The sequence below is a fragment of the Pedococcus badiiscoriae genome, from assembly GCF_013408925.1.
GTDB lineage: Bacteria > Actinomycetota > Actinomycetes > Actinomycetales > Dermatophilaceae > Pedococcus > Pedococcus badiiscoriae.
On record NZ_JACCAB010000001.1, the window covers coordinates 1671196 to 1697671 of the forward strand.

Consider the following 26476-nt stretch of genomic DNA (forward strand, 5'->3'; position numbering starts at 1 on the left):
CGGTGCCTGGTCGAATGACGCTGGCAGGACCGGTCCCCCGTCGATACCGGGCAGGCGCCCATCCGTGGTCGGGTCGTCCTTGAGGTGGACTGCACGGCACCTTGAGGTTCACCGCACTGACGCGTGCGCCACTTGACGGCCACACTGTGGGCATGACCTCGCGTCGCGGCTGGACGCTGCTGGCGGGGGCTGGGGCCCTCGCCATGTTCACCGCGCCCATCCTCGGGTGGCGCGCTGGTCACCTGGTGGAGGCGAGCCGGGGCCTGCCTCAGACCTCGGCATTCCTGGTCACCGGCGGTCTCGCCGTCCGCACTCGGCCCGAGCACCGCGGCGCGCAGCGGCTGCTGCTGGTGGGCCTGGTCATGGCCGCCGGTTTCGCCTCGGGTTCGGCCTACTCGGCATACCTGCAAGATCGTTCCACCGTGCCGACCTGGGGCTGGGCTGCTGTCCTGGCCCTGCAGGGGCTCGAGCTCGCTCAGGGTGCCGCGCTGCTGGCGTTGCTTGCCGTCTTCCCCGACGGTCGCTACCACCGGGGCTACGAGCGCGGCATCGTCCTCGCCGGACTCGCGTTCATTGCCGCCGTCCTGGTCGCCGAGCGCCTGGGCTCAGTCCAGGTCACCTACCCGGGCAACTTTGTCTGGGGCCAGCAGGTCAGTGCTCCCAACCAAGGCGCTCAGCTCGGGCTGTTGCCTCTCGGAGCGGTGGGTAGGGCCGGTTACCAGGTCGGGTTCCTGCTGCTGCTCGCCTGTGGAGTCGCCATGCTCGGCCTGCGGTTCCGACACTTCGAGGCGCTCGAGCGCCGGCAGACGGCCTGGCCGCTGTTGGGGGTCCTCTTCACGGTCGTCTGGGGGCTGCTGCTGGGCACCGTGAGCGACTCCACCTCCACGTTGCCGGGCGCTGTGCTGTACCTGCTGTACGCCCCCGCCGCGCTCGCCGTCCCCGTCTCGATCCTCATCGGCATGCTCCGGCACCGCCTCCTGGACATTGACGTCGTCATCAGACGCTCCGTCGTCTATTCGGTGTTGTGGCTGCTGATCTCACTCGCCTATGTCGCGGTCACCTTGAGCTTCGGCGTTGCCGTCGGCGGCCGCGTCCCGCTGGCACTGGCCGTCGCCCTGACCATCGCCGCGACCCTTGGGGTGGCCCCGGCGCGCCGCCGGTTGGAGCGGCTGGCCGACCGGCTGGTCTTCGGCCGCCGGGTGTCCGGCTACGAGCTCATCGCCCAGCTCGGGGCCCGCTTGGAGTCCACCCCCAACGCAGAGGACCTCGCCAACAGCCTCGCCGCCGACGTCCGAGCGGGGCTTCGCGCCCGATGGGTCAGGGTCGTCCTCGACGCAGACGGCCGACCCGTCATCGGCTCGGCCGGTGACCCGCCCCCAGAGGCCGCACCGACCCTCAGCGTGCCGCTGGCAACCGAGTCGCTGGCTGTCGGCGCCATCGAGTGCGGCCCACGGCGTGAGGGCCGGTACTCCGAGGCGGATCTGCACCTCTTGGAGAGCCTCGGCCGCCAGGCCGCCCTCGCGGTCCACAACTCCTGGCTGACAGTGCAGCTCGCGGACCGGCTCGCGGAGCTCACCGCTTCCCGTGCTCGCATCGTGCAGGCAGAGGATGCGAGTCGGCGCCGCCTGGAGCGCGACATCCACGACGGGGTCCAGCAGGAGCTCGTCGCGGTCCTGGCACGGCTCGGGCTGGCGCGGAACCAGCTCCGCCGTGACCCCCACCTGGCCGAGCTGAGTCTGGCCGAAGTCACCAGTGACGCCCAACGAGCACTGGTGTCCTTGCAGGACCTCGCCCGCGGTATCCACCCACCGCTGCTGACCGACCGGGGCGTCGTCGAAGCCGTCCGCGCCCGTGCCGCCCACCTCACGCTGCGCGTCGAGGTCAGGGAATCCGGGCTGAACGGTTCCACACGTCTTGCCCCCGACGTCGAAGGGGCCGCGTACTTCGTCGTCATCGAGGCCCTGGGCAACGTGCTCAAGCACGCGCACGCGACCCGCGCCTGGGTCGACTTCTCCCACGACTGCGGGGCCTTGCGGGTCCAAGTGCGCGACAACGGGTCGGGCTTCGATGTGGATGCTGCACCAAGGCATGGCCTGATGGGGCTCCGGGACAGGGTCGAGGCACTGGGCGGCACGATGACCGTGACCAGCGCGCACCGTGCCGGCACGACCGTGACCGCGTCCATCCCCGCCGGTGAGCCCAGCCATGTCTGAGCGGCTGCGCGTCATCATCGCCGAAGACAACTACCTCGTGCGCGAAGGCACCAGGCGCCTGCTCGAAGACTCCGATCAGATCCAGGTCGTCGCCGCGGTGAGCGATGCCGCAGAGCTCCTCCAAGCCGTCAGCACGCTGCGGCCCGATGCCGTCCTCACGGACATCCGGATGCCGCCAACCCACCGGACCGAGGGCATCGAGGCGGCTCGACAGATCCGGAGGGACTTCCCGCAGGTTGGCGTCGTTGTGCTTTCGCAGTATTCCGACGCCGCCTACGCCACCGAGCTCTTTCGAGATGGCACCGACGGCCTCGGGTACCTGCTGAAGGTGTCCATCGGCGCCCTCGACGAGATCGTCAGCTCCCTGCGCGCCGTCGTCTCCGGACGGTCCGTGGTCGACCCCGCCGTCGTCGAACGCCTCGTCGAGCAACAGGTACGGCAGTCGCAGTCACCCCTGCGAGGGCTCACCTCACGCGAGCTCGACGTCCTTCGCGAAATGGCTGAGGGGCGCACCAACACAGCAATCGCCGAGGGGCTTCATCTCTCCGAGTCGGCGATAGAGAAGTACATCAGCACGATCTTCACCAAGCTCAACCTCGGCGAGGAACGCCGCGTCAGCCGACGTGTGGCCGCGGTGCTGACCTACCTGCGAGACCCCAACGGGCCCCACGCCGCCGGAGGCTCCACGGACACGGCGAACGGATGACCAGAAGACTCAGGCCGCAGGTCCGCCCGGTATGCCGTGGGGGAGCCGAGGTGAGCGGTCGCTAGAGGCGGATGACGAGGACGGCGGTGTCGTCGGCGGCGAGGTGGTGGTCACGGACCTCGGCGATGATCGTGTCGATGAGCGCCTCGGGGCTCAGACTCGGGTGGGCGTTGAGGCAGTCCACGAGGCGGGCGATGCCATCGGTGAGCGACTCGGTGCGACGCTCGATGAGGCCGTCGGTGTAGAGGACGAGCCTGGCGCCCGGGGCGAAGTGGACTGTTGCCTGTGGGCGCGGGTCAGCTTCGGCGGTGGTGGCCAGCGGGGGGCCGAGCGCCTGGTCGAGGGCCTCGATCCGGCCGTCGGCGTGTTGGAGCAGTGGCGGCAGGTGGCCGGCGCTGCTGTAGGTCACCGTGTGCTGGTCGAGGTCGAGGACGACCTTGACCGCTGTGGTGGCCGTGGCCTGCTCGGTCTGCCGAGCGAAGCGGTCCAGGACTCTGAGGGCGTTCCCGGGGCCGACATCGGCGATGGTGACGGCACTGAGCGCGCTGCGCAGCTGCCCCATCACGGCGGCCGCGTGAAGGCCTTGACCGACGACGTCGCCCACGGCCGCGGCCAGGCGCCCGTCCGGTAGCGCGGCAACGTCGTACCAGTCGCCGCCGACGCTCAGAGAGCTGCGGGCTGGCAGGTATCGGGCTGCCACTCGACCGCGGGCCTGTTCCGGGATGCTGGCCGGGAGCATCGAGCGTTGCAGCGTCAGGCTGGTCTCCCGTTCGCGCTCCTGGGCTTCCTGGAGCTGCTCGTTCGCGGTCTGCAGCTCCAGCGCCAGCCCGAACAGGTCGGTGTGTTCTTCCAGGTCCACCATCGGTTCGCCGGGAGCGCCGGGAGCGCCGGAAGCGCCCGGAGCGCCGAAGTCCGCGGCGACGGACAGCACCACCGGCGTCACGTCCTGGATCTTGTGCAGCAGCGCAACAGCACTGCCCGCGTTCAGGATGGGCGTGGCCGTCGAGATCCAGTAGCGCGTCGCGGCCGGCGCATGGGGTGCGGCGTCGGTCCGGACGTCGTGCCGCTGGACGGGTAGCACTTCGGGATGGCCGGTCGCCAGGGCCCGCTGCAGGGACTCCCGGATTCGCTGGGCTGCTCCGTCGAACGACTCAAGGGCGTCGAACGGCAGCACGTCGATGAGGTCGCGACCCAGCAGCTCGCGTCTGGTGCGGCCGACCACGACCGGGTAGGCCGCGTTCACGTCCAGCACCTTGAGGTCGGGGCTCAGCAGTGCGCACGGGTTGGGCAGGGCGTCGAACACTGCCCGGTAGTCGAGCGGTGCGCCCGAGTCCAGGGGTCGAAAGTTCGACATCAGACCCTTCCTGTCCGATCTTTGCGGGAACCGTAGCAACACCCGTGCGGCCGCGGGACCCATTGCGAAAAACGTGTGAGAGGGCCATCCGCGAGACGCTCCAGCGACCCCGCCATGGCTCGCGGTGAGGCCATGGCGGGGGGACGATGCCGCGTTCAGGGGGTCGTCGTGGTGGGCGCGGGCGTGTCGGTGGGCGACGCCGTGGCGGGTGGAGCTGTCGGGCTCGCAGCTGAGGTGGGCGATGAGGTGGGCGTGGTGGTGGAGTTGGACGCCGGAGCGGTGGGGACCGGCGCGCCGGGCGCCCCTGTGGCGCTCGGGCTCGGCGTGGCGCCACCACCGGAGGAGCCGGAAGCCCCGCTCGAGGTGGGTGATGAGGTGGACGTGGTCGAGCCCTGAGCAGGACCGTTCGCCGCGGGTACGACGATGTTCTGGATCTGGCTCTGGTAGTCGAGCAGTCGGAGGCGGATCGCGTCGAGCGGGAGGTTCTTGATCGTCGCGGCGAAGTTGCTGATCTGTGCCCACAGGGCGTCCAGGCGTTGCCGTGCTTCGGGGGTGAGGTTGGCCGGCACGCTCAGGACCAGCTGCTGGGCCAGGGCGTAGGTCACGCACTGCACGCAGGAGTAGTTCAGGGCGCCGGAGAGGTTCTGCGGGATCGCGACTCGGGCGCTGCCGGTGATGAGGACGACCTGGAAGGCGATCGCCACGGTCCTGCACTGACGGCAGCTGGCGAAGGCGTAGGCCTCGTTGCGGTTCAGGACGCTGCTGCCGTCCGCCCACACCAGCGCGAAGGCGACGTCGTACAGGGTCGATCCGTTGGTGGTGTTCACCGCGAGGGCTTGGTTTCCCCCGGGTCCGGGCGCGGACGGGCGGTTGAACGGGAAGACCCAGGCGGGCTGGTGCCCGGTGGAGGACGTCGGGTTCTTGGGGATCAGGACGAGCGCGAGCTGCGGGTGGTCGCTGGTCGGCGGCTTGGTGGTCGATGCCCAGACCGAGGGCTGCCCCTGGACGATCTGTCCGTCCTGGAGGGCGCTGGGGCGCCCCAGCATGGAGCCTGCCGAATCGAGGGCCTGGGTGACGGTGCCGTGCTCGAAGGCCTGGATGGGGCGGTACCGGTTCTGGTCGGGCCACCAGGCGTAGGCGAGTCCGGCGAGGATGGCCAGCGCGGTCAGGCCTGCCACGGCACGACGCACTGGGCGACCCTGAGTCCGGCGCCACGTCGTGGCGCTGGTGCTCCGAACGAGCCGGGCAAGCACGAGCAGCGAGCCGAGGATGGGAAGGGCGATGGCCACGATCGCCAGGATGCGGACGGTCACGCCGACGGCGTCACCGCCGGCCCAGTCGACCCCCAGCGCATGCGACTGGCGGACCATGCTGGCCCAGGCCGTCCCCAGGACCCGAGGCAGTGCCAGGACCATCATCAACAGCGTGAAGATCAGCAGGGGCACGATCAGCAGCACCCAGACGGTGACGATGACTCGAGGCCCACGCTTGAGGGCTGCCACGCGGGGGTCGGCCGACCGCCCCGGTCGCAGGCTGAGGAGGATGGCGCCCATCCGGGAGTAGAGGTCGGGCACTCCCGTCAGGTCGGCCAAGACGTGGTAGCCGTCGAAACGGACCATCGGGGCCAGCTGGCGGACCATCTGCAGCAGCTGCGCCGCCAGGATGAGCAGGATCGCGTCCCAGCCCGTGGCCGCCCACACGGCGAACATGACCACGGCCACGATCGCGTTGAAGTAGAGGCCGCCCAGGTCGACCCGCAGGCGTCCGCCGCGGCTGAGGCGGTAGCTGTCGGTGACGTCGGTGTAGAACGCCGGCCACACCAGGTACAGGCCGGTGCCCATCGCCCCTGGGGTCGCGCCGCCGCGGCGGCACGCCGAGGCATGCCCGAACTCGTGGAATCCCGCCGAGACGAGGGTGATCGCGAACACCACGACGAGCAACCAGGGCTGGTCGAACGCCTGGTGGGTGGCCGACGCCAGACCCTTCGTGAACAGGACCCAGCCCGAGATCGCGGCGAAGGCCAGCAGGACCACGACCACCACCGCAGGAGTGAACAGGGCCGCGAAGGGGGTGGTGATGCGTCGGGTGATCCGCGGGTCGGAGACGACCCAGCGAAAGCGCAGCGCCAGGAGGGGGTTCGACTTCTCCACCACCGGTTCCGCACCGTCGGTGCCGCGCACCAGTCCCAGCGGCCGCAGCTGGGACTCGGTCAAGGTCTGGACGTCGTCCGCCCCAAGTCGGCGCCCGTACTCGGTGCTGACGAGCTCGGCGATCTCGGCATAGGTGCGCTGACCGTCCATGGCCTTGAGGACCAGGTAGAGCAAGGGCGTCAGCTGGACGGTCTGGCCGCCAGCTCGGCGCACCAGCGACGGCGGGCTGCGATAACCCGAGTCCGTCAGCTCGCCGAGGAGCTCGACGCCGTCTGCGGGGTGCGGGCGGTCGTCGACCGCGGGGGCGGCACCTGACGCGGTGGTGTCTGACCCCGTGGAGCCGGGACCAGGCGCCGAAGCGTCCGGTCCCGGCACCACAGACGGTGACGACGTGAGACTCACGAAGCTCCCAGCTACTGCTTGATCGCTGAGGTCTGGTCGGCCACGGCCTGTGCACTGCCGTCCAGGTGCTGGGTGATCGAGCCCGTCTGGTCGGCGACCGAGGCGGCCTGGGAGGCCACCGAGCCGACGTTGGCCGAGACGGACGCGTCGATGGGCGCTGCGACGTTGGCATTCGCAGCAACGGCGCCGTCGATCGGCGCGGCCAGCTTGGCGTCGGCGGCAGCGTTGACGTTGATGTCGAGCAGGTTGCCACTGAGCGGCGAAGCCGGGGTGTCTGCCGGGGCGGGGGCCGGTGCGGGGGCGGGGGCAGGTGCCGGCGTGGTCCCGGGGGTGGTCTGCTGGATGTCGCTGTGCTGGGGGGCGTGAGCGACTGCCGAGCCCGACAGGGCCTGGTCGATGTTCACACCCTGGTGGGCCAGGGCTGCGTCCGTGGAGCCCACGGACAGGACGTTGGCCCCGACTGCGCCCGCGATCGGTGCGGCGACGTTGGCGTTGGCAGCCACGCCCAGGTCGATGGGAGCCGCGACATCCAGGGCAAGGTTGAGGTCAGCGTTCAGGTCGAGAAGGGACATCACCTCTTTGTCAGGCAATGCCGCGCCGGCCTCGGCGGCCAGCTCGTCCTTCGACACGGGGGGCAGATCGGTACCGCTCATCACGTACTCCATCCCGGCACCCGGTGGTGCCTGTCCTCTGATTGACTCCCTGACCTTACCCGAACAAATGCGACAAACGGGCTGGTCAGGGCATGAATAGGCATCTGCCGGAGGCCCGATCCCGCTGGGTCTCGTGGCAGGGACGCAGTGTCCACCTACCCCGAAATCAGGCGAATACACCTGGTGCTGGCAGAATCTCCGTCATCAGGAGGCAGGCCTGGCTGCACCGCTCTAGGCACCATGCGAGCTGGCGTTTTGTTCACGTTCTATTCACAGGTAGCGCGGTGCGAGGCCTCGACTTCGGCCCAGGGAAGGGGGGACCTGTGCATGCTGACCACGTCAAGCCTCAGCTGACCGTCCGTGAGGTCGCGGGGATGTTGGACCTTCTGGTGCTGGGTTCAGCGGCGTCCTCGCAGGACGTTGCGGATGCCTGCCGGCAAGCGGCACGGGCGCACCTGGCGACGGTGTACTGCCTGCCCCCGATGGTCAACGAAGCCGCCAGGCACCTCGACGGGGCGGGGGTGGCAGTGGGCACCGTCGTTCCCGGCTTCGAGGTGACCGATGACCGATCGGTGTCGCTGTCGAAGGCCAAGGTGTCCCTGGATGGTGGCGCCAGCGAGATTGCTGTCGTCGTCGACAACGCGTGGTGGCGCTCGAACGGCGACGCGTCCTTGGGTCAGGGGATCAACGGGCTCGCGGAGCTTGCTGCCCCCTACGACGCCGCGCTGAAGGTCGTGTTCCTCACCGCTGGCCTCGACGAGACGGAGCTGGTTCGGGGATGTCAGCTGGCGCAGGAGGCTGGGGCAAGGATCCTGCAGGGCGGTTCGTGGTTCACCTCCGACCGGTCCACGCTGGCTGAGCTCCAGGTGATGCGCGCAGCGGCCGGTCCGATGGTCGTGGTCAAGGGTGCCGGCTACATCAAGTCGCTGGACCTGCTCCTGCTGGGGTACGCGCATGGCCTCGGTCGGTTCAATGTGCAGCGGGTCGACAAGCTGCTCGCCGATGCCATGCATCGCAGTGAGGGTGGCGACCTCCGTGTCCCGCCTGCGGTCGATCTCCACCCGCACGTCCACCTGTGAGGCGGGGCTGCCGGCAGGCGCCGATGGCCTGGACTCACGGCCAGCGTGGTGGCTGAGCGTTGCGGCCTGGGGGAGGATGGCGGTATGAGGCTTGGTGAGTGGTCGAGACATCCGGGGTCGTTGGCGCTTCATTGGTTCGACCGGGTGGCGGCGCGTCCGCTGGTGGGTTCCGGCGTGGTGGCCGCGGTGGTGGCATGGGTCGTGTTCTCGACGGTGTTCAAGTTCCCGTCGAGGTTGGAGCTGGTGTTCCAGACGTTGGTGTCTGCGGTGACCTTGGTGATGGTGTTCGTCATCCAGCACACGCAGTCGCGGGAACAGGCGGCGACCCAGCGAAAGCTGGACGAGATCCTGCGGGCGCTGCCGGGGGCGGACAAGGCAATGGTGACGCTGGAGGAAGCCCCGGATGCGGAGCTGGAGGCCGCTCGGTTGACGCATCGCGAGGTGCGGGGGACGCATGAGTGACGGACCTCGGCTCCTCCGGCTCCTGAGACACTGGGAGCGATGACGAACGAGCCCAGCGGTCGGCCCGGTCCTCGTCGCCCGGCCTTCTTCGGCCCCACGGCGATGGAGGCCCAGGGAGGCACGGTCCCGGACCCTGCGCAGGTCACGGAGATCGCCCACGAGACGGCGGCTGTCCTCGTGGGCACCGGCCGGGCCAACGACGACCCGGCCCTCACCGCGCGACTGGTCGCCCTGGTCGACGAGCTCGGGCTGGTGACTGTCGCCGAGCTCTGGGCCGACCGCCCGGCACGGAGCCTTCCGGGGGCTCTCTGGCGTCTCTACGCCTTGCGCGAGTGGGTGCAGCGCAGCCCGGACGAGGCCAGCGCCGACTATGCGGCCGGCATCCGCTTCACCGACGTCAACCATGCGGTGGCCGGCGTCGCCGAGCCGCCGGGTCCCGCCGAGCTCCGCGACCTCACCGATGCGATCCTGCGCGGGGTCTTCGCCGGCGACCTCGCGGTCGCGCTCCAGAGGGCCGCGGCGTTCTGTCGCGTGGTGGCCGCCGGTCGTGCCGACCGCGCCGACACGACCGACGCCCACGACCGCGAGGCGGCCGGGCAGCAGACCCGCCGCGCCGCCTCGATGCTCTCGACGGCCGAGGACCTCGAGGCCGGTGCCCGTCTGTGGCACGTCGGCGAACTCACCTGAACGGCCTCTTGCGCTGCGATGAACACGCGCCAGATGGAACAACTCACCGGCATCCGGGGTTACAGTCGGACGTGCGTCGGGCCGCGGTAGCCCCGGGTCCCAACTGAAGCCGCTACGAGCGGCCGCGCGCCGTGAGGCGCTCCCGGCCCGACGCACAAATGTTCACCCCCCGGCCACCCTGCCGCGCCGCGCCGCAAGGACCCGCCGATGGCCCCACGACACCCTCGGTATGCCGCGTGAGCGGCCCGCGGTCAGCCTCCCTGGGGGTGAGGTCGGGCGCCCGGACAGGCGCCCTGATGAACCCGTGAATCGTCCCGCGAGACCCGCCGCGAACGGCGACCTGGTCCGCTCCAGCCGCACACGCTGCATACGGCGTGGCTGAACGAACCACGGTCCTCGACAGCGGGAGGTTCGACGGCAGGGGCACCGCCGACATCGGGGGTCATGCCAACCATCATCAGGCATAGCCGGTTGGGACTAGTCCTGACGGTGTGCCCATGGCCCAAGTGGGTGGTTCCCGGGCATCGCGGGTCAAGAGATAGCAAACTAGGTGCGTCAGAACGCCTTGGCTCCGTTAGCGTTTCATCATGACCAAGGAACCGCGCGCCGGTGCTGACCTGACCGACGACGCGCTTCAGGACGAGATCGAGCTGGTCGGCGACCTGGTCGTCGCCGCCACCGCCAGCGACGAGCCTCTCACCGAGGCCGAGATCGACCGGGCCCTCGGCATCGAGCGTGGGCACTCGTCGTCGTCCGAGGTCAAGCCCGCCTCGCCGCACCGGGTCTGGACGCGGCAGCACGCCTGAGCGCAGCAGGTCGCATCGCGAGGTCGACGACCCGCTCCCAGTTGCGTCTACTGGCGCGCTTGCCCGTAGCATCATCCACGGCCGTCCCCCTTGCGTGACCGGAGAGAACCGTGGGCTTTCGCCTCACCCCCCAGGAGAACAGTTTTTACGATCTGTTCGCCAAGTCCGCTTCCTACCTCGTCAGCGGCTCGCGTGAGCTGACGACGTTGCTGGGAGTGCCCCACGACGAGCGAGAGGCCGTCGCGACCCGGATGCGGGAGATCGAGCACGCCGCCGACGAGGCGACCCACGCGATCATCCGCAAGGTGAACAGCTCGTTCATCACGCCGTTCGACCGTGAGGACATCCACGGCCTCGCCTCCACGCTCGACGACTGCATGGACATGATGGACGCCGCCGTCGACCTGATCGTGCTGTACCGGATCGGTGACCTCCCGTCGGGAGTGTCCGACCAGGTCGAGGTCCTCTCCCGGATGTCCGAGCTCACGGCCGACGCGATGCCACGACTGCGTTCGATGAAGGACCTCTCCGGCTACTGGATCGAGATCAACCGCCTCGAGAACCAGGCCGACCAGATCTACCGCCGCCTGCTCGCGGGTCTGTTCAATGGCGACTTCGGTGCCGACACCCTCACGATCATGAAGCTCAAGGAGGTCGTCGAGGAGCTCGAGGCCGCCGCTGACGCGTTCGAGAAGGTGGCTCACAAGGTCGAGAGCATCGCGGTCAAGGAGTCCTGAGCCTCCCCATGGACTGGCTTCCGCTCGGAATCGTCATCGCCCTCGCGATGGGCTTCAACTACACGAACGGTTTTCACGACGCGGCGAACGCGATCGCGACCTCGGTCTCGACCCGCGCCCTCACCCCGAGGATCGCCCTGCTCATGGCGGCGGTGGCGAACATGGTCGGTGGCATCACCGTCTACTTCTTCGGCAAGGTCGCGGCGACGATCGGCAAGGGGATCATCGACCCGCCGAAGGGCAACGAGGGCCTGGTCATCTGTGCCGCCGCCCTGATCGGCGCGACTGGGTGGAACCTCCTGACGTGGTGGTACGGCCTCCCGTCGTCGTCGTCCCACGCCCTCATCGGCGGGCTGGGCGGCGCGGCCCTTGCAGCGGGTGCGACGGTGAAGTGGACCGGGATCCTCGAAAAGGTCGTCATCCCGATGGTCCTGTCTCCGGTGGTGGGACTCATCCTCGGCTTCATCGTAATGACCGCGATCCTGTGGCTGTTCCGTCGTGCCCAGCCGGGCAAGGTCACCCGCGGCTTCCGCTATGCCCAGACGGTCTCGGCCGCCGCGATGGCGTTCGGTCACGGGTTCCAGGACGCGGCGAAGACGGCCGGCGTCGTGGTGCTCGCCCTGACGGTCGGCGGCCACTACAGCGGAGATCGCGTGCCGCTGTGGGTGCTCATCCTGAGCGCGGTGGTCATCTCCCTCGGCACGTATGCCGGCGGGTGGCGGATCATGCGCACCCTCGGCCGCCGGATCATCCACCTCGACCCGCCGCAGGGCTTCGCCGCGGAGACCACGGCAGCCACGATCCTGTACGTCGCGGGAATGGCGTTCGGCGCCCCGATCTCGACGACCCACACGATCACCTCGGCGATCATGGGAGTGGGTGCCACCAAGCGCCTGTCGGCCGTGCGCTGGGGCGTCGCGGGCAACATCGTCGGCGCCTGGGTGCTGACCTTCCCCGGCGCAGGCCTCGCCGCCGCCGGCACCTGCTTCCTGATCAACCTCTTCGTCTGAGGGCCGCCGGACTTCGCCTGACAGCCCCCGACGTCGTCACGGTCCCGTGACGGCCGGCTGGATCCACAGCTCGACCTGTCCGGGACTCGGTTCCACAGGCGCCGAGCTGTCGTGACACCCTCAGGCCGGGACCGGACCACGCTCGGGGGATGCGGCAGATCCCCGAGTCGGCCTGGCTGGCCCTTCCGCAACCGTTCCTGGCCCGTGAAGCCTTCGCCGCCGGGTTGACGAGCACCAGCATCGCCGGGGCCGTGCGGCGTCGGCAGGTCATCTCCGTCGCCGCGAGCCTGTATGCCGTGCGAGAGCCGTGGATCGCGCTGTCACCTCCGCGGCTACACCTGGCCATGGCGCGTGCGGCAAGCGTGTCCGTGCCGGGTGGCGTCGTGAGCCACCTGAGTGCCGCGCTGGTGCGTGGGCTCCCATACCCGTTGGGGCCGCTGGGTCCGGTCAGCCTCACGCTTCCCGCGTCGGACAGCACGGCCTCTCGCGGCGACTGGCGGCGACTGCTCGACGGTGCCATGCCGGACGAGCACGTCATGCGTGCGTCCGGCCTCCCCGTGACGAACCCGGCGCGCACCGTCATCGACTGCTTCCGGCAGCTTCGTCCGCGGGACGCGCTCGCCGTCGCCGATGCTGCGCTGCGCCAGGGGTTGACTGGTCTCGAGGCCCTGGAGGAGATGCGCGCCTTCCAGACCAGGTGGCCCGGCATCACCAGGGCCGACATCGGCATGGCGAGGGTGGACCACCGTCGGGAGAGCTGGCTCGAGTCGGCCTCCGCGGCCACCGCCCACGCGCTCGGCTTCCCCATCCCGATGAGCCACGTCTGGATCCATCGCCTCGATGGACGACTGATCGGCCGCGTCGACTTCCTCTGGCCGTCGGCGGGTGTCGTGGGGGAGGCCGATGGCCGCGGCAAGTACCTGGGTAGCTACTCCGAGGACGAGTGGGACGCCGAGGAGGCCGCTGCGCACATGGTGGCCGAGCGCGATCGGGAGCGAGAGCTCGAGTCGGTCGGTTTCGCCGTCGCCCGGTGGGGGACGGGCGCCGTGCTCGACGGGGGGTCGGGGCTGGCTCAGGTCCTGCGCGAGACGCGAGGTCGTGCCCATCCTTCCCGCATCAGATGTCTCTGGCGTCAGGATCTCGGCGATGACCTGCGGCTCTGGAACCCGGCGTCCATGGGGACTCTCCCCGGCCACGGCAACGGGCCGCACGCCGCCTGACTGCGACGTGTTGCTCCCTGGTGGTCACGGGATGCCTCTCAGGCGATCCGGTGACGATGTGCGAGCAACAGGTCGGCGGGCGGAAGGAAAGGGGGCCCGGAGGGATCAGCCGAAGCGGCCGCTGATGTAGTCCTCGGTCGCCTTCACCCCGGGGTTGTTGAAGATCTTCTGGGTGTCGGCGACCTCGACCAGCTTGCCGGGCTTGCCGGTCGCGGCGAGGTTGAAGAAGGCGGTCTGGTCCGAGACCCGCGCAGCCTGCTGCATGTTGTGCGTCACGATCACGATCGTGTACTTGCTCTTCAGCTCCGAGATCAGGTCCTCGATGGCCAGCGTCGAGATGGGGTCGAGCGCCGAGCAGGGCTCGTCCATGAGCAGCACCTGGGGCTCGACCGCGATCGCGCGGGCGATGCACAGTCGCTGCTGCTGGCCACCGGAAAGGCCGGCACCGGGCTTGCCCAGCCGGTCCTTGACCTCGGTCCACAGGTTGGCTCCCTGCAGCGACTTCTCGACGATCCCGTCGAGCGTGGCCTTACCGCGCACCCCGTTGAGCCGCAGCCCCGCCGCGACGTTGTCGTAGATGGACATCGTGGGGAACGGGTTCGGCCGCTGGAACACCATCCCGACCGTGCGCCGCACCGCGACCGGGTCGACACCCGACGCATACAGGTCCTGGTCGTCGAGCATGACCTTGCCCTCGACGCGGCCGCCGGGGATCACCTCGTGCATCCGGTTGAGGGTGCGCAGGAACGTCGACTTCCCGCAGCCGGAAGGCCCGATGAACGCGGTCACCGAGCGGGGCTCCACCGTCATCGTGACGCCTTCGACGGCCTTGAACGCGCCGTAGTAGACGTTCAGGTCACTGACGTCGATTCGCTTGGCCATGGTCTGTTCTTTCGTCCTTCGGAGGGAGTGTGCCGGGTGGCCGGCACAGGTCGCTGAGGGAAGTTCGGGGGTGCTTACTTCTTGAGGGAGCCGAGCCGGGCGACGAGGCGGCCGGCCAGGTTGAGGATGAGGATCAGGAGGATCAGGGTCAGCGCGGAGGCCCAGACGCGGTCGACTGCGGGCTGCAGGCTCTCCGTCCGGTCCTGGTTGATCATCGTGGGCAGGGTCGGCATCAGCCCGCCGAACAGGTCGGTGGCGATCGACTTCGTGTACGGCCCCAGGATCAGCAGCGGCGCGGTCTCACCCATGACACGGGCCAGTCCCAGGAGCACTCCAGTGATGATGCCCGAGAAGGCTGTCGGCAGGACCACCCGGACGATGGTCTTCCACTTGGGCACGCCCAGCGCGTACGACGCCTCCCGGAGCTCGTTCGGGACCAGCTTGAGCATCTCCTCGGTGGAGCGCACCACGACCGGGACCATGAGCAGCACGAGCGCGAGGCAGACCGCGAAGCCGACCCGCTGGAAGCCGAACGTCGTCACCCACAGCGCGTAGATGAAGAGGCCGGCGACGATCGAGGGCACGCCGGTGAGGATGTCGACCATGAAGGAAACGGCCTTCGCGAGCCGGCCACGGCCGTACTCCACGAGGTAGATCGCGGTCATCACGCCGATCGGGACCGAGATGGCGGCAGTCGTCAGCCCCTGGATGAGGGTGCCCTGGATCGCGTGGACGGCGCCGCCGCCCTCGTGCCGGGCGGTGATGCCCTTCTGCGAGTTCGACCACCACTGAGGCTGGAGCAGCAGGTGCGCGCCCTTGCTGACGACCGTCCACAGGATCCACAGCAGCGGCACGATGGCGAGCAGGAATGCCAGCCACATCACGACGCGGGCCAGCTGGTCGCGCAGCTCCCGTCCCCTGGCGGGGTGCCCGAGGGTCGGGACCGACGACGCGTTGGTCGTCCGGTCGGAAGCGGTGTCGAGGGTGCTCATTCGATGAACGCCTTCCTGCGCTCGATCACGATGCGCGCGATCGCGTTGACGATGAACGTCAGCACGAACAGCACCAGGCCCGCCGCGATGAACGCGCCGGTCTTGGCGGGGGAGTCGAACTCCCCGGCGTTGTTGGCGATGCGCGACGCGAAGGTCTCGCCGCCGTTGAACAGCGACCAGGACCAGGCACTGCCCGCGGACAGCGTCGACAGGATGATCGTGACGGCGATGGTCTCGCCGAGGGCGCGGCCGAGGGCGAGCATGGCGGCCGAGATGACACCGGCCTTGCCGAACGGCAGCACCGCGACGCGGATCATCTCCCACTTGGTCGCACCCAGCGCGAGTGCGCCCTCGGTGTGGGTCACGGGCGTCTGCGCGAAGACCTCGCGCGAGAGCGCCGTGACGATCGGCAGCACCATGATCGCCAGCACGATGCCGACGAACAGGATCGTGCTGCCGCCGCTGATGCCGGCGTCGGAGAAGAGGGGGAACCAGCCCAGGGTGTGCTTGAGGAAGCCCTGGACCGGCTCGAACACCGGGCCGAAGGTCTTCAGGCCCCAGATGCCGTAGACGATCGAGGGCACCGCAGCGAGGAGGTCCACGAGGTTGGCGGCCGGCCGGGACAGCCACGACGGCGCGTACTGGGTGATGAACAGGGCCACTGCCACCCCGACGGGGACCGCGATGACCATGCCGATCGCGGACACGGCGAGGGTGGTCCAGAGCAGCTCGACGATCCCGAACCGCAGGTCCGACGGGTTGTCGACGGTCCACTGACGCGAGGTGAGGAAGTTGACCTTGTCGTGCGCGAGGGCGGGGATGGCCTGCCAGAGCAGGAAGGCCCCGACGAGTGTCACCAGGGCGATGACGAGGATCCCGGCGCCCCGTGCCGTCCCACCGAAGATCCGGTCGCCAAGCCGTCCAGTGCCTGCGCCGTCCCCGGTCAGGGAATGGCGGGCGTCGGGTCCGGGCAGCTCGTCAGCGATCGAAACGCCGGTTACGGAGCTCACGTTGCGCCTTTCGGTGCGTGCGGTCGAGGTGGAGCAGGGGTCGTGCCGTCATCATCGCGTGCTGGGGACAGTCAACAGCACTCGGGCGGTCATCAGTTTTCGTGCACCAGTCAGAACGGGTATGCCGGGGGGCCGGCAACCAGCCAGCCCCCCGGCATACCCGGGGTGGGTCAGGACAGCGCGGCGATGGCCGCGGCAACCTTCGTGCGAACCTCGTCGGGGAGCGGCGCGTAGCCGATCGACTCGAGACCCTTCTGGGTGTCGGCGGAGGCGAAGTGCGTCAGAAAGGCCTTGATGAGGTCAGCCTTGGCCGGGTCCTTGGCCTTGGAGCAGACGATCTCGTAGGTCACCAGCAGGATCGGGTAGGCCCCGGCCTCCTTGGTGGCGTAGTCGAGCTTGAGGCGCAGGTCGTTGCCCTGGCCGGTGGCCTTGGCGGCGGAGACGGCCTTGCCCACGGCAGCACCGGTCAGCTCGACCGGGCCGGCGCCGTTGTCGATCTGGGCGATGCCCAGGTTGCTGTCCTTGGCGTAGGACCACTCGGCGTAGGTGATGCCACCCTCGGTGGCCTTGACGGCACCGGCGACACCGGCGGACTTCTCCTTGCCCTCACCCTTGCCGAGCCACTTCTTGCCGGGCTCGGTGGTCCAGGCAGTGGGGGCGGCGGCCTTGAGGTACTTGGTGAAGTTCTCCGTGGTGCCCGACTCGTCGGAGCGGAAGAAGGGCTTGATCGGCTCGCCCGGCAGGGTCACGCCGGAGTTGATCTTGGCGATGGCCGGGTCGTTCCACTTCGTGATCTTGCCGGTGAAGATGTTGGCGGCGACCTCGGGGGTCAGGACGAGCTTGCTGACGCCCTTGACGTTGTAGGAGATCGCGATCGGGCCGGTGACCATCGGCAGGTTCCAGGCGGGCGAGCCGCAGTACTTGGCCGCTGCGTCGGCCTCGACGACACCGTCCTTCGCCACGGTCTTCAGCGCCGAGTCGGAGCCGGCGAAGTCGACCTGGCCCGCGATGAACTGCTTGATACCCGCACCGGAACCGGTCGGGTTGTAGTTGATCGTGGTGCCGGCGCACTGGGACTGGAAGGACGAGATGGCCTCTTCGATGGCGTTCTTCTGAGCCGAGGAGCCTTCGCCGTTCAGGGTGCCGCCCTTGGGGCAGGACGAGCTGGTGGTGCTGGAGCTCGAGCCGGACGAGGCGTTGGCGCCGCCGGCGTTGTTGTCGGATCCGCACGCGGTCAGCGCGATCGAGCCGACCAAGGCGACGCTGGCGACCAGGCCAAGACGCTGAATCTTCACGGTGTTCAAACCTCTCCAGAGGGGGAAATCAGGGGCGGGCGTTCGTGCCCGACGCCCCGAAGGTAGGTAGGGCGAGTGACGCAGCGGCCCGCGAAGGGTGAACGGACGGTGAACACCAGTGAGACATTCGAGGTCGCGCCACCGACCCCCCGGGATGCACTGGGTGAACGAGAGGTCAGTAACGCGTCAGAAGGCGCGTGGACGGGAGGGCAGGTGACGCTCGACGGCCACCACCCGGGCGTTGGGCCCGGTGCCGACGAGGTGGGCGACGAGGACCTCGCCCTTGGCCATCTTGGCGTGGGCCGCCGCACGCAGCGCGTCCTCGACGAGGTCGGCCTCCGGCTCATCGGGAGCCACCCGGGCGAGCAGCATCGCGAGCAGCGTCGGGAGCACCGGGCCGTGACTGCACAGGGCCGCAGGGGCGCCTCGCTCGAGCAGCCGCTCCAGGTGGCGGCCGGCGCGCGCCGGCTCCGCGGCGTACCCCTCCTCGCTGAGGCCTTCCTTGGTGCGCATCGCCGCCCCGAGCTGAGCCGCGAACGGGCGGAGGGTGTCGGTGCAGCGCACCGAGGGCGAGCTGGTCAACCGCTTGACGCCGTATGCCGCGAGGACCGGTGCGATCGCGGCCGCGCGTTCCTCGCCGGCCGGGTCCAGGGGCCGCAGCCGGTCGTCCTGCGACCACGATCCGCGGCCCACCGCGTGGGCGTGACGGACCAGGGCGAGCGGCCAGGTGGTCAGCGTCCCCGCGTTGTCGGCCCGCACGAGCGCACGCAGCTGGTCGCGGTCGCGCGCGTAGTCGAGCCGGTCCGAGGCGGTGACGACGTCGAGCCAGCGCACCTCGTCGATCTCGTTCAGCAGCGGACCGGCGGGCCTGGTGGCCTCCGCGGCCCAGTAGCGGACCTCCTTGGTCGCCGGCTGGCCGGTCCCGTCCAGGACGGCGTACTCCGCACCCGGGAGCGGTCGACCCAGACCGACGGACAATGACGTCTCCTCGAGCGTCTCGCGCACCGCTGCGACCGGCCACTCCTCGCCCGGGTCGAGCTTGCCCTTGGCCCACGACCAGTCGTCGTACTTCGGTCGGTGCACCAGCGCGACCTCGAGCTGGCCGCGTCGGCGGCGCCACGGGACGGTGCCCGCGGCCGGGATCGGGGCGGTCAACGCCGGCGGGCCTTGCGGCGGCGTTTGGCGTGCATGTCGATCAGTGCGCTCTGCAGGTCGGCCAGCGGTTGGCCGTCCTCGTCGAAGTTCACCCTCGTCCACCGGCCGTCTCCGGTCAGCCGCCAGTGCGCATAGCTGTCGCTCATGCCCCGCGCCATCAGCGCTTGGAGGTCCCCGACGTGGCGGGGGTCGGCGAGGCGCACCAGAGCCTCGACGCGACGGTCCAGGTTGCGGTGCATCATGTCGGCGCTGCCGATGTAGACCTCGGGATCGCCGCCCCCTCCGAAGAGGAACACGCGTGAGTGCTCGAGGAAGCGCCCGAGGATCGAGCGGACCTCGATGGTCTCCGAGAGGCCGGGCACCCCGGGTCGCAGCGAGCAGATGCCGCGCACCCAGATGTCGACCTTCACCCCCGCCTGCGAGGCGCGGTAGAGCGCGTCGATGATCTGCTCGTCGACGATCGAGTTGAGCTTGAGCTGGACTAGGCCACCGCGGCCGGCTCGCGCGTGCTCGATCTCGGCTTCGATGCGTTCGATCAGGCCGGACCGGACCGAGCGCGGGGCCACCAGCAGGCGCTTGAACTTGCTGCGGGGGGCGAAGCCGGACAGCTGGTTGAACAGCCGGGCCAGGTCGTCGCCCACCTGCGGATCCGACGTCAGCAGGCCGAAGTCCTCGTAGAGCCGGGCGGTCTTGCCGTTGTAGTTGCCCGTGCCGACGTGGCAGTACCGGCGCAGGCTGCCGTCCTGTTCCTGGCGCACCACCATGCAGAGCTTGGCGTGCGTCTTGAGCCCGACGATGCCGTAGACGACGTGGACACCGGCGTGTTCCAGCTTGCGGGCCCAGGAGATGTTGTTCTTCTCGTCGAAACGGGCCTTGATCTCGACGATGGCCAGCACCTGCTTGCCGGACTCGGCGGCGTCGATGAGGGCGTCGATGATGGGGGAGTCACCGCTCGTGCGGTAGAGGGTCTGCTTGATGGCGAGGACGTTCGGGTCGGCCGCCGCCTGCTCGATGAACGCCTGGACGGACGTCGAGAACGAGTCGTACGGGTGCTGCAGCAGCACGTCCTTGTCACGCACGATCGGCAGGATCTCGGACGGCTTGGAGCTCTCGGCGGGGGCGAGGTCGGGGTGCATCTGCCCCCGGAACGGCGGGTAGCGCAGGTCGGATCGCTCGAGGTCGGCGACGAGGTCGAGCCCGCGCAGGTCGAGCGGGGCCGGGAGCCGGTACACCTCGCTCTCGGTGACGCCGAGCTCGCGCACCAGCATGTCGAGCACGTGGTCGTCGATCGTCTCGTCCACCTCGAGGCGCACGGGCGGACCGAACCGGCGACGGGTCAGCTCCTTCTCCAGGGCGGTGAGGAGGTTCTCGGCGTCGTCCTCCTCGACCTCCAGGTCCTCGTTGCGCGTGACCCGGAAGGTGAAGTGCTCGCGCACCTCCATACCCGGGAACAGCATGTCGAGGTGGGCGGCGATGACGTCCTCGAGCGGCACGAACCGGGTGCTGAACAGGTCGACCGTCGACGGCTCGCCCGGCTCGGGCTCGATGTGCAGCAGCCTCGGCAGCAGGGGCGGGACCTTGACCCGCGCGAAGTGCTCCTTGCCGGTCTTGGGGTTGATGAGCACCACGGCGAGGTTGAGCGACAGCCCCGAGATGTACGGGAACGGGTGGGCCGGGTCGACGGCCAGCGGGGTGAGCACCGGGAACACGCGCTCGGCGAACAGGTCCGAGTGCCGTTCGCGCTCGGCATCGCTCAGCTCGTCCCAGCGCACCACGGAGATGCCCTCGTCCTCGAGGGCGGGCTGCACCTTGTCCTTGTAGACCAGGGTCTGCATGGCCTGCAGCTCGTGCGCGACGAGCGAGATCTGTTCGAGGACCTCTCGTGGCTCGAGCCCCGACGCGGAGCGGACCGCCAGGCCCGTGGCGATGCGTCGCTTGAGCCCCGCGACCCGGACCATGAAGAACTCGTCGAGGTTCGAGGTGAAGATGGCCAGGAAACGGGCGCGCTCGAGCAACGGCACCGAGTCGTCGGCGGCCAGCTGCAGGACCCGCTCGTTGAACTGCAGCCACGAGATCTCGCGGTCGAGGAACCGGTCCGCTGGAAGGCCGCTCTCGTCCTCGCCCCCGGAGGCATGGACGACCCGCATGAACCGCCCGTTCGACGCCCGCGGCTGGGCGCTGGCGATCGACACCTCGTGGCCCTCTTCGTCGCCGTCGAAGATCTCAGGCTCGTCGGTGGGACGGGTCGTCACACTCATGGCTGCACACTCATGGCGTCATCCTGACAGGGCCGGGTGAACGCGCCGGCTGAACACCGCGCGAATACATCACATCGACCATGATGCTGCGAAAACCGAGCCCCGTGTAGGTGCGTATCGCGGCCTGGTTGTCGCCGTCGACGTAGAGCACCACCTCCGGAAGCCCGAGCCCGGCCAGGTGGGCCAGCCCCAGGGCCGTGACGGGCCGTCCCAGCCCGCGCCCCTGGTATGCCGGGTGTACCCCGACCACGTACACCTCACCTGCCGGTCTGGCCGGGTCCACCGACGAGCGGTCGTCAGGGTCGACCTTGGTCCAGTGGAAGGCCGCGACTCTCCCCGCCGACGGGTCGCGGACGGGCTCGTCGGCTTCGACGAGGATGAACCCGGTCGGGTCGAACCAGGGGAGCGCCATCCGCTCGCGCAGGTCGGCCAGCGTCAGCCGTCCCTGCTCGGGGTGGTGGGCGAAGGCCGCCGCGTTGGTCTCCAGCCAGTCCTGCTCGTCGCGGCCGGGCTCGAAGGACCGTGACCGGAACCCCGGCGGCAGGGCGCTCGCCGCCGGGTCGAGGTCGGCCTCCCCGAGCGGCCTGGCCATCTTGTGCAGCTCGCGGACAGCCGTCAGCCCGCTGCTCGCGGCGAGGGCCTGCGCGGCCGGGAGCTGGCCGTGTGCCCAGAGCCGGGCCTCGGGCGCCAGCTCCAGGACCGCGTCCACCAGGGCCTGGCCGAGGCCCCGCTTCCGGAAGTCCGGATCGACGACCAGCTCTCCGGAGGGGTCGGGACCGGTGGCGGGGTCGAGCTGGGCGTACCCCGCGAGCTGCTGCCCGGCATACGCGAGCAGGTGGTGGACGCGACCAGCCGCGGAGGTGAGGGACAGCAGCGACTGCTCCGAGAGCGGACCGACACCGTCGACGGCGGCCGCGCGCCCGTGCAGGTCATGCACCTGGGCGGCTTCCTCGGCCGTCAAGGGGTCGGCGGGGCGCACGGGAGTCAAGGGCACGTATGCATTGCACCATGCATCTTCCCCACCGGTGGATCCGCGGTTAGCGTGCACAGGTCCGGCGACCGCCGGTTCCTCCTCCGCACAAGGACGAACACATGACTTCTTCCCGTACCCGACGCCTGTCCGGCGTCGTGGCAGTGGCCGCGCTCGCGGCGACCGGTGCGGCCTTCACGGGAGGCAGCACGTCCGCTGCCTCCAACGGGCCGACCATCGACATCCAGCTGCTGTCGTTCAACGACTTCCACGGAAACCTCGAGCCCCCGTCGGGCTCGGGCGGCCGGATCATCACCTCGGACACCTACACCGAGACGTCGAACACCAACCCGAACACCGGCGTCACGACGTACAGCGCGACGCCGCAGACCGTGAACGCCGGCGGCGTGGAGTACCTCGCGGGGCACCTCAAGGCCCTGCGTCAGGGTCACCCCTACACCGCAACGGTGGCTGCCGGTGACATCGTCGGCGCGTCCCCCCTCCTGTCGGCGGCGTTCCACGACGAGCCGACCATCGAGGCCATGAACAGCCTCGGCCTCGACGTCACGGCGGTGGGCAACCACGAGTTCGACGAGGGCTACAAGGAGCTCCAGCGGCTGGCCAACGGCGGGTGCCTGGACGACGGCGCAGGCGCCGCCAACCAGGACTCGTGCCCGGGTGGGAAGACCTTCACCGGTGCGAACTTCCCGATCCTGGCGGCCAACGTCCGGCTCAAGGCGACCGGTCAGACCATCCTGCCGGCCACCTGGGTCAAGAAGTTCAAGGGAGCCAAGATCGGCTTCATCGGCATGACGCTCAAGGACACCCCGAACATCGTGACGGCCTCGGGGATCCAGGGGCTGGAGTTCACCGACGAGGTGCAGACGGCCAACGCCCTCGTGCCCCGGCTGGAGGCGCAGGGCGTCAAGGCGATCATCGTCCTGATCCACCAGGGCGGGGTGCCGACGCGCACCGCCAGCACCGCCCACCTCAGCGGGTTGGAGAACAAGTTCGACTCCGCCTGCCCGACCGGCACCAGCACCGGGCTCAACGCCCCCGCCAGCCCGATCATCCCGATCGCGCAGCAGCTGTCCCCGCAGATCGACATGATCATCAGCGGCCACACGCACACGCCGTACGTCTGCAGCATCCCGGACCCGGCGGGGCAGCCGCGCCTGGTGACCTCGGCCTCCTCCTTCGGGCGCCTGGTGACCGAGACGAACCTGACCTTCGACCGGCGCACCCAGGACATCGTGCGCGCCTCGGTGGCCGGCAACAACCTCGTCGTCACCCGGGACCCGGCCTTCAAGGATCCCGCGGAGACGAAGATCATCGCCGACTACAAGACGCTCATCGCTCCCATCGCCAGCAAGGTCCTGGGCTCGATCAGCACCGACATCACGACGGCCTCCAGCCCCGCCGGGGAGTCCAAGCTCGGCGACCTGATCGCGGACGCCCAGCTGGCCGACCCGTCGACGACCACGGGTGGCCAGGCCCCGGTCATCGCCTTCATGAACCCCGGCGGCATCCGCACCAACCTCACCTACGCCAACAAGTCGTGGAACGAGGCGCCCGGCGAGGTGACGTACGACGAGGCCTTCCAGGTGCAGCCGTTCAACAACTACCTCGTGTCGTTGACCCTGACCGGTGCCCAGGTCAAGGAGATCCTGCGCGAGCAGTGGGGTGGCGGTGCGACGACCTCGCCCAACTCCATCGCCAGGCCGGTCATCCTGCAGGTGTCGTCGGGCTTTGCGTACAGCTACAGCGACACCCCCGCCGGGCGGGTGCTCGGACCGGTCACGCTGGGTGGCGCCGAGCTCAGCGACACGGGCACGTACCGCGTGGTGACGAACAACTTCGTCGCAGACGGTGGGGACGGACTGCCCGGCTTCCGCGTCGGCAGCGGCAGGTTCTTCGGTGGTCTCGACATCGACGCCTTCGCGAACTACCTGCAGGCCCACTCGCCGTACAGCCCCGTCGCGGACGCCCGGATCACGAAGAACTGACGACGGCCCCCTGACGCGGCAACGCGGCATGCCGCCGAGAAGGCGCCCCTCCCGGCAACGGGAGGGGCGCCCTTCGCGTGGTGGGGAGTCGGTGACTCAGGCGTCGACGGCGTCCTCGGCCGGGACGAAGCGGTAGCCGACGTTGCGCACCGTGCCGATGAGCACCTCGTGCTCGGAGCCCAGCTTGGCGCGCAGCCGGCGGATGTGGACGTCGACGGTGCGGGTGCCGCCGTAGTAGTCGTAGCCCCAGACCTCCTGGAGCAGCTGGGCGCGGCTGAAGACGCGCCCCGGGTGCTGGGCGAGGTACTTGAGGAGCTCGAACTCCTTGTACGTGAGGTCGAGCAGCCGACCCCGGACGCGGGCGGAGTACGTCGCCTCGTCGATGGTCACGTCGCCGGAGGTGATCTGCACGTCCTCGGGCTCCTGGTTGTCCTGCAGGCGCCCAGCGGCGAGTCGCAACCGCGCCTCGACCTCGGCGGGACCGGCGGACTCGAGCAGGACCTCGTCGACGCCCCACTCGGTCGTGATGCCCGCGAGGCCGCCTTCGGTGAGGATGGCGATGAGGGGCACGGACATGCCCGTCGCGCGGAGCACGCGGCACAGGGAGCGAGCCACGGCGAGGTCGCGGCGCGCGTCCAACAGGACGGCGTCACACGGCGGCGCGTCGACCAGCGCCGTCGGCTCCGCGGGGATGATGCGCACGTGGTGGGTGAGCAGCCCGAGTGCCGGAAGCACCTCGGCGCTGGGCGCCAAGGCGTTCGTCAGCAGCAACAGACGGGCCATGCCTTGAAAGGATACGGCCGAAGGCCACCCCACGGGCCGTTGCACACATCGTGAGACCCTTGTCTGATGCTTGGGACACGCGCAGGAGAGGAGGGTGGTATGCCGGGTGACAACGAGGGTGCCTCGGTGACCGTCCGCTACTGGGCAGGTGCCAGGGCGGCAGCAGGCGTGGATTCCGACCTCGTCCGGGGATGCCGGACCGTCGCACAGGCGGTCGCCGCGGTCGACCTGCTGCACCCCGGGCTGCCTGCGGTCACGGCGGTCAGCACCTTGCTGCTCGACGGCCGGGCGACCCATCGTGACGACCCCCTGCCTGACGGCTCGGTGCTGGAGGTACTGCCTCCCTTCGCCGGGGGGTGATGCGAAGATGCCCCTTGTGTCCGACGTCCCCGAGCAGGCGCCCAACAACCCTGCCGTGCCGCTGACCCGGCGCGAGCGTCGCGTCCATGCCCAGACCGCGAAGCCTGCCCTGCCGCGTCGCGCCCTGCTCCCGCGACCGCTGTCCATCGCCGCGACCGTCGCGTTCGCCGCGCTGGTGGCACTGACCGGCTATGCCAGCCCGCAGTTCGTCGCGCTGGCCGTGGGGCTGGCCGGGCTGGTGCTGGCCTGGGGCTGGCCGCAGCTGCTCAGCCTGCCGAGCCCGCGGGGGACCAGCGCGGTCCTGGCGATCGGCACGGTGCTCATGACCGGGACCGCACTGTTGACGCGCCACAACCCCTACCTCGAGTGGATGCCTGCCGCTCTGGCCGTCGCCGTCCTCGTCGCCTTCCTGCACCAGCTGATGCGTCGCGACGGCCGTCCCCGCCTGACCGAGTCCGTGGCTGCCACGACCTCGGGTCTGGCGATCATCTCGGCCGGCACTGCGCTGGCCCCGATCCCGCACGTGCTGGCCGGTGACCACGCCCTCGCGGCTGCGATGGCCGGTCTGGGGGTTGGCGCGCTGACCGACCCATGCATCTCGCTCCCGCGGCTGAGGAAGTGGGCCCTCTTCATCGCCATGCTGGTGGGAGGGGGATCCGCCCTGCTGGTCTCGGCGATCGCGGGTGCTCCGATGTTGGCCCCGGGCGCGCTGCTCGGCCTGCTCGCCGCCGCGATCGCGCACGCCACCCGGCGCCTGCTGGCGCCCCTGCCCTCGACCGCCATGCCGCGGGCCCAGCTCGCTGCGGCCGCGACCTCCTGTCTCATCATCGGCGTGGTCATCCACGTGGTCGTGACGTCGCCCCTCTACGCCTGACGACGCGGCGCCCTCGCGAGAAGGTCAGTAGACGAGGGCCTGCACCCCGGGGGACAGGACCTCCTCGACGAACGCCGCCGCACCGCGGATCGCCACGCCGGGCAGGAGGTCGGCCTCGGCGAGGTCGCGTCGCGCCGCACACTGGCCGCAGACAGTGACCGTGCCGGTGGCCAGCACGGCGTCGCGCAGGTCCGCCAGCGCTGCCGCGTGCGCCAGCTCGACCTGCTCAGCCCGACCCGGCACGCCCATCCACGACGCGTCCCCCGTGAGCCAGAGGCTGACGCCGACGCCGCTGGCCACCGCGGTGGCGGCGACGGTGAAGGCCTGGTTCAGGCGTTCGAGCGACTCGGTGCCACAGGTGACCTTGATGACGAGCGTGCGCGGGTCTGTCATGGTCCACAGGCTACGATCT

The 26476-nt window shown here is 69.8% G+C and carries 24 protein-coding genes; 12 read left to right on the forward strand and 12 right to left on the reverse strand.

Annotated features, from left to right (window positions below):
- Positions 1-152 precede the first annotated feature (152 nt).
- Positions 153-2213 carry an ATP-binding protein gene (locus BJ986_RS08015; RefSeq protein WP_179421500.1) on the forward strand — a complete coding sequence of 687 codons (2061 nt, stop codon included), beginning with the start codon at positions 153-155 and terminating at the stop codon, positions 2211-2213.
- On the forward strand, positions 2206-2919 hold the full coding sequence (locus BJ986_RS08020) for a response regulator transcription factor (RefSeq protein ID WP_179421501.1): 714 nt from the start codon (positions 2206-2208) through the stop codon (positions 2917-2919). The genes BJ986_RS08015 and BJ986_RS08020 overlap by 8 nt, the downstream gene beginning before the upstream one ends.
- A 61-nt stretch (positions 2920-2980) precedes the next feature.
- Here BJ986_RS08020 and BJ986_RS08025 read toward each other — a convergent pair whose 3' ends face one another.
- From BJ986_RS08025 to BJ986_RS08035, 3 genes are all read right to left on the reverse strand, one after another.
- Positions 2981-4273, reverse strand: a complete 1293-nt coding sequence (locus tag BJ986_RS08025) for a PP2C family protein-serine/threonine phosphatase (RefSeq protein WP_179421502.1) — start codon at positions 4271-4273, stop codon at positions 2981-2983.
- Positions 4274-4428: 155 nt separating this feature from the next.
- Complete coding sequence (locus tag BJ986_RS08030; protein ID WP_179421503.1) at positions 4429-6825, reverse strand: zinc metalloprotease; 2397 nt, start codon at positions 6823-6825, stop codon at positions 4429-4431.
- A gap of 11 nt (positions 6826-6836) precedes the next feature.
- A complete protein-coding gene (locus BJ986_RS08035) occupies positions 6837-7478 on the reverse strand; it encodes a peptidoglycan-binding protein (protein WP_179421504.1) in 642 nt (213 codons plus the stop codon).
- A gap of 323 nt (positions 7479-7801) precedes the next feature.
- On the opposite strand from BJ986_RS08035, the gene BJ986_RS08040 reads away from it, so the two are divergent.
- From BJ986_RS08040 to BJ986_RS08070, 7 genes are all read left to right on the forward strand, one after another.
- Positions 7802-8557, forward strand: a complete 756-nt coding sequence (locus BJ986_RS08040; protein WP_179421505.1) for a hypothetical protein — start codon at positions 7802-7804, stop codon at positions 8555-8557.
- Positions 8558-8701: 144 nt separating this feature from the next.
- Positions 8702-9019 (forward strand): low affinity iron permease family protein, encoded by a 318-nt coding sequence (locus BJ986_RS08045; RefSeq protein ID WP_179421506.1) that lies wholly within the window; start codon positions 8702-8704, stop codon positions 9017-9019.
- A 39-nt stretch (positions 9020-9058) separates the two neighbouring features.
- Complete coding sequence (locus BJ986_RS08050; RefSeq protein ID WP_179421507.1) at positions 9059-9706, forward strand: hypothetical protein; 648 nt, start codon at positions 9059-9061, stop codon at positions 9704-9706.
- A gap of 587 nt (positions 9707-10293) precedes the next feature.
- The gene (locus BJ986_RS08055) at positions 10294-10512 is read left to right on the forward strand and encodes a hypothetical protein (protein ID WP_179421508.1); all 219 of its coding nucleotides are present in this window, start codon (positions 10294-10296) and stop codon (positions 10510-10512) included.
- A gap of 110 nt (positions 10513-10622) precedes the next feature.
- On the forward strand, positions 10623-11249 hold the full coding sequence (locus BJ986_RS08060; RefSeq protein ID WP_179421509.1) for a DUF47 family protein: 627 nt from the start codon (positions 10623-10625) through the stop codon (positions 11247-11249).
- Between the two features lie 8 nt (positions 11250-11257).
- The gene (locus BJ986_RS08065; protein ID WP_179421510.1) at positions 11258-12259 is read left to right on the forward strand and encodes an inorganic phosphate transporter; all 1002 of its coding nucleotides are present in this window, start codon (positions 11258-11260) and stop codon (positions 12257-12259) included.
- Between the two features lie 149 nt (positions 12260-12408).
- A complete protein-coding gene (locus BJ986_RS08070; RefSeq protein ID WP_179421511.1) occupies positions 12409-13479 on the forward strand; it encodes a hypothetical protein in 1071 nt (356 codons plus the stop codon).
- Between the two features lie 105 nt (positions 13480-13584).
- Here BJ986_RS08070 and pstB read toward each other — a convergent pair whose 3' ends face one another.
- From pstB to mshD, 7 genes are all read right to left on the reverse strand, one after another.
- Positions 13585-14361, reverse strand: a complete 777-nt coding sequence (pstB, locus tag BJ986_RS08075) for a phosphate ABC transporter ATP-binding protein PstB (RefSeq protein WP_179421512.1) — start codon at positions 14359-14361, stop codon at positions 13585-13587.
- Between the two features lie 74 nt (positions 14362-14435).
- The gene (gene pstA, locus BJ986_RS08080; protein ID WP_179421513.1) at positions 14436-15353 is read right to left on the reverse strand and encodes a phosphate ABC transporter permease PstA; all 918 of its coding nucleotides are present in this window, start codon (positions 15351-15353) and stop codon (positions 14436-14438) included.
- Positions 15350-16363 carry a phosphate ABC transporter permease subunit PstC gene (pstC, locus tag BJ986_RS08085; protein ID WP_179421514.1) on the reverse strand — a complete coding sequence of 338 codons (1014 nt, stop codon included), beginning with the start codon at positions 16361-16363 and terminating at the stop codon, positions 15350-15352. The genes pstA and pstC overlap by 4 nt, the downstream gene beginning before the upstream one ends.
- Positions 16364-16533: 170 nt before the next feature.
- Entirely contained in the window at positions 16534-17658 is a 1125-nt protein-coding gene (gene pstS, locus BJ986_RS08090) for a phosphate ABC transporter substrate-binding protein PstS (RefSeq protein ID WP_179421515.1), read from the reverse strand.
- 186 nt (positions 17659-17844) lie between these two features.
- The gene (locus BJ986_RS08095; RefSeq protein WP_179421516.1) at positions 17845-18813 is read right to left on the reverse strand and encodes an NUDIX hydrolase; all 969 of its coding nucleotides are present in this window, start codon (positions 18811-18813) and stop codon (positions 17845-17847) included.
- Complete coding sequence (locus tag BJ986_RS08100; RefSeq protein WP_179421517.1) at positions 18810-21071, reverse strand: RNA degradosome polyphosphate kinase; 2262 nt, start codon at positions 21069-21071, stop codon at positions 18810-18812. Before BJ986_RS08100 ends, BJ986_RS08095 begins: the two co-directional genes overlap by 4 nt.
- A gap of 10 nt (positions 21072-21081) precedes the next feature.
- Positions 21082-22065, reverse strand: coding sequence for a mycothiol synthase (gene mshD, locus BJ986_RS08105; protein WP_337795014.1), 984 nt, complete (start codon positions 22063-22065; stop codon positions 21082-21084).
- Positions 22066-22163: 98 nt separating this feature from the next.
- On the opposite strand from mshD, the gene BJ986_RS08110 reads away from it, so the two are divergent.
- Positions 22164-24047, forward strand: coding sequence for a bifunctional metallophosphatase/5'-nucleotidase (locus tag BJ986_RS08110; protein ID WP_179421518.1), 1884 nt, complete (start codon positions 22164-22166; stop codon positions 24045-24047).
- Positions 24048-24143: 96 nt separating this feature from the next.
- Here BJ986_RS08110 and BJ986_RS08115 read toward each other — a convergent pair whose 3' ends face one another.
- On the reverse strand, positions 24144-24830 hold the full coding sequence (locus BJ986_RS08115) for a winged helix-turn-helix transcriptional regulator (RefSeq protein ID WP_179421519.1): 687 nt from the start codon (positions 24828-24830) through the stop codon (positions 24144-24146).
- Between the two features lie 99 nt (positions 24831-24929).
- Here BJ986_RS08115 and BJ986_RS08120 point away from each other — a divergent pair, with 99 nt between their 5' ends.
- Together BJ986_RS08120 and BJ986_RS08125 are read left to right on the forward strand one after the other, a co-directional pair.
- A complete protein-coding gene (locus tag BJ986_RS08120; RefSeq protein WP_179421520.1) occupies positions 24930-25190 on the forward strand; it encodes a MoaD/ThiS family protein in 261 nt (86 codons plus the stop codon).
- Positions 25191-25197: 7 nt separating this feature from the next.
- Positions 25198-26064 (forward strand): hypothetical protein, encoded by an 867-nt coding sequence (locus BJ986_RS08125; RefSeq protein ID WP_179421521.1) that lies wholly within the window; start codon positions 25198-25200, stop codon positions 26062-26064.
- 24 nt (positions 26065-26088) lie between these two features.
- Here BJ986_RS08125 and BJ986_RS08130 read toward each other — a convergent pair whose 3' ends face one another.
- Positions 26089-26457, reverse strand: coding sequence for a DsrE family protein (locus BJ986_RS08130; RefSeq protein WP_179421522.1), 369 nt, complete (start codon positions 26455-26457; stop codon positions 26089-26091).
- Positions 26458-26476 lie beyond the last annotated feature (19 nt).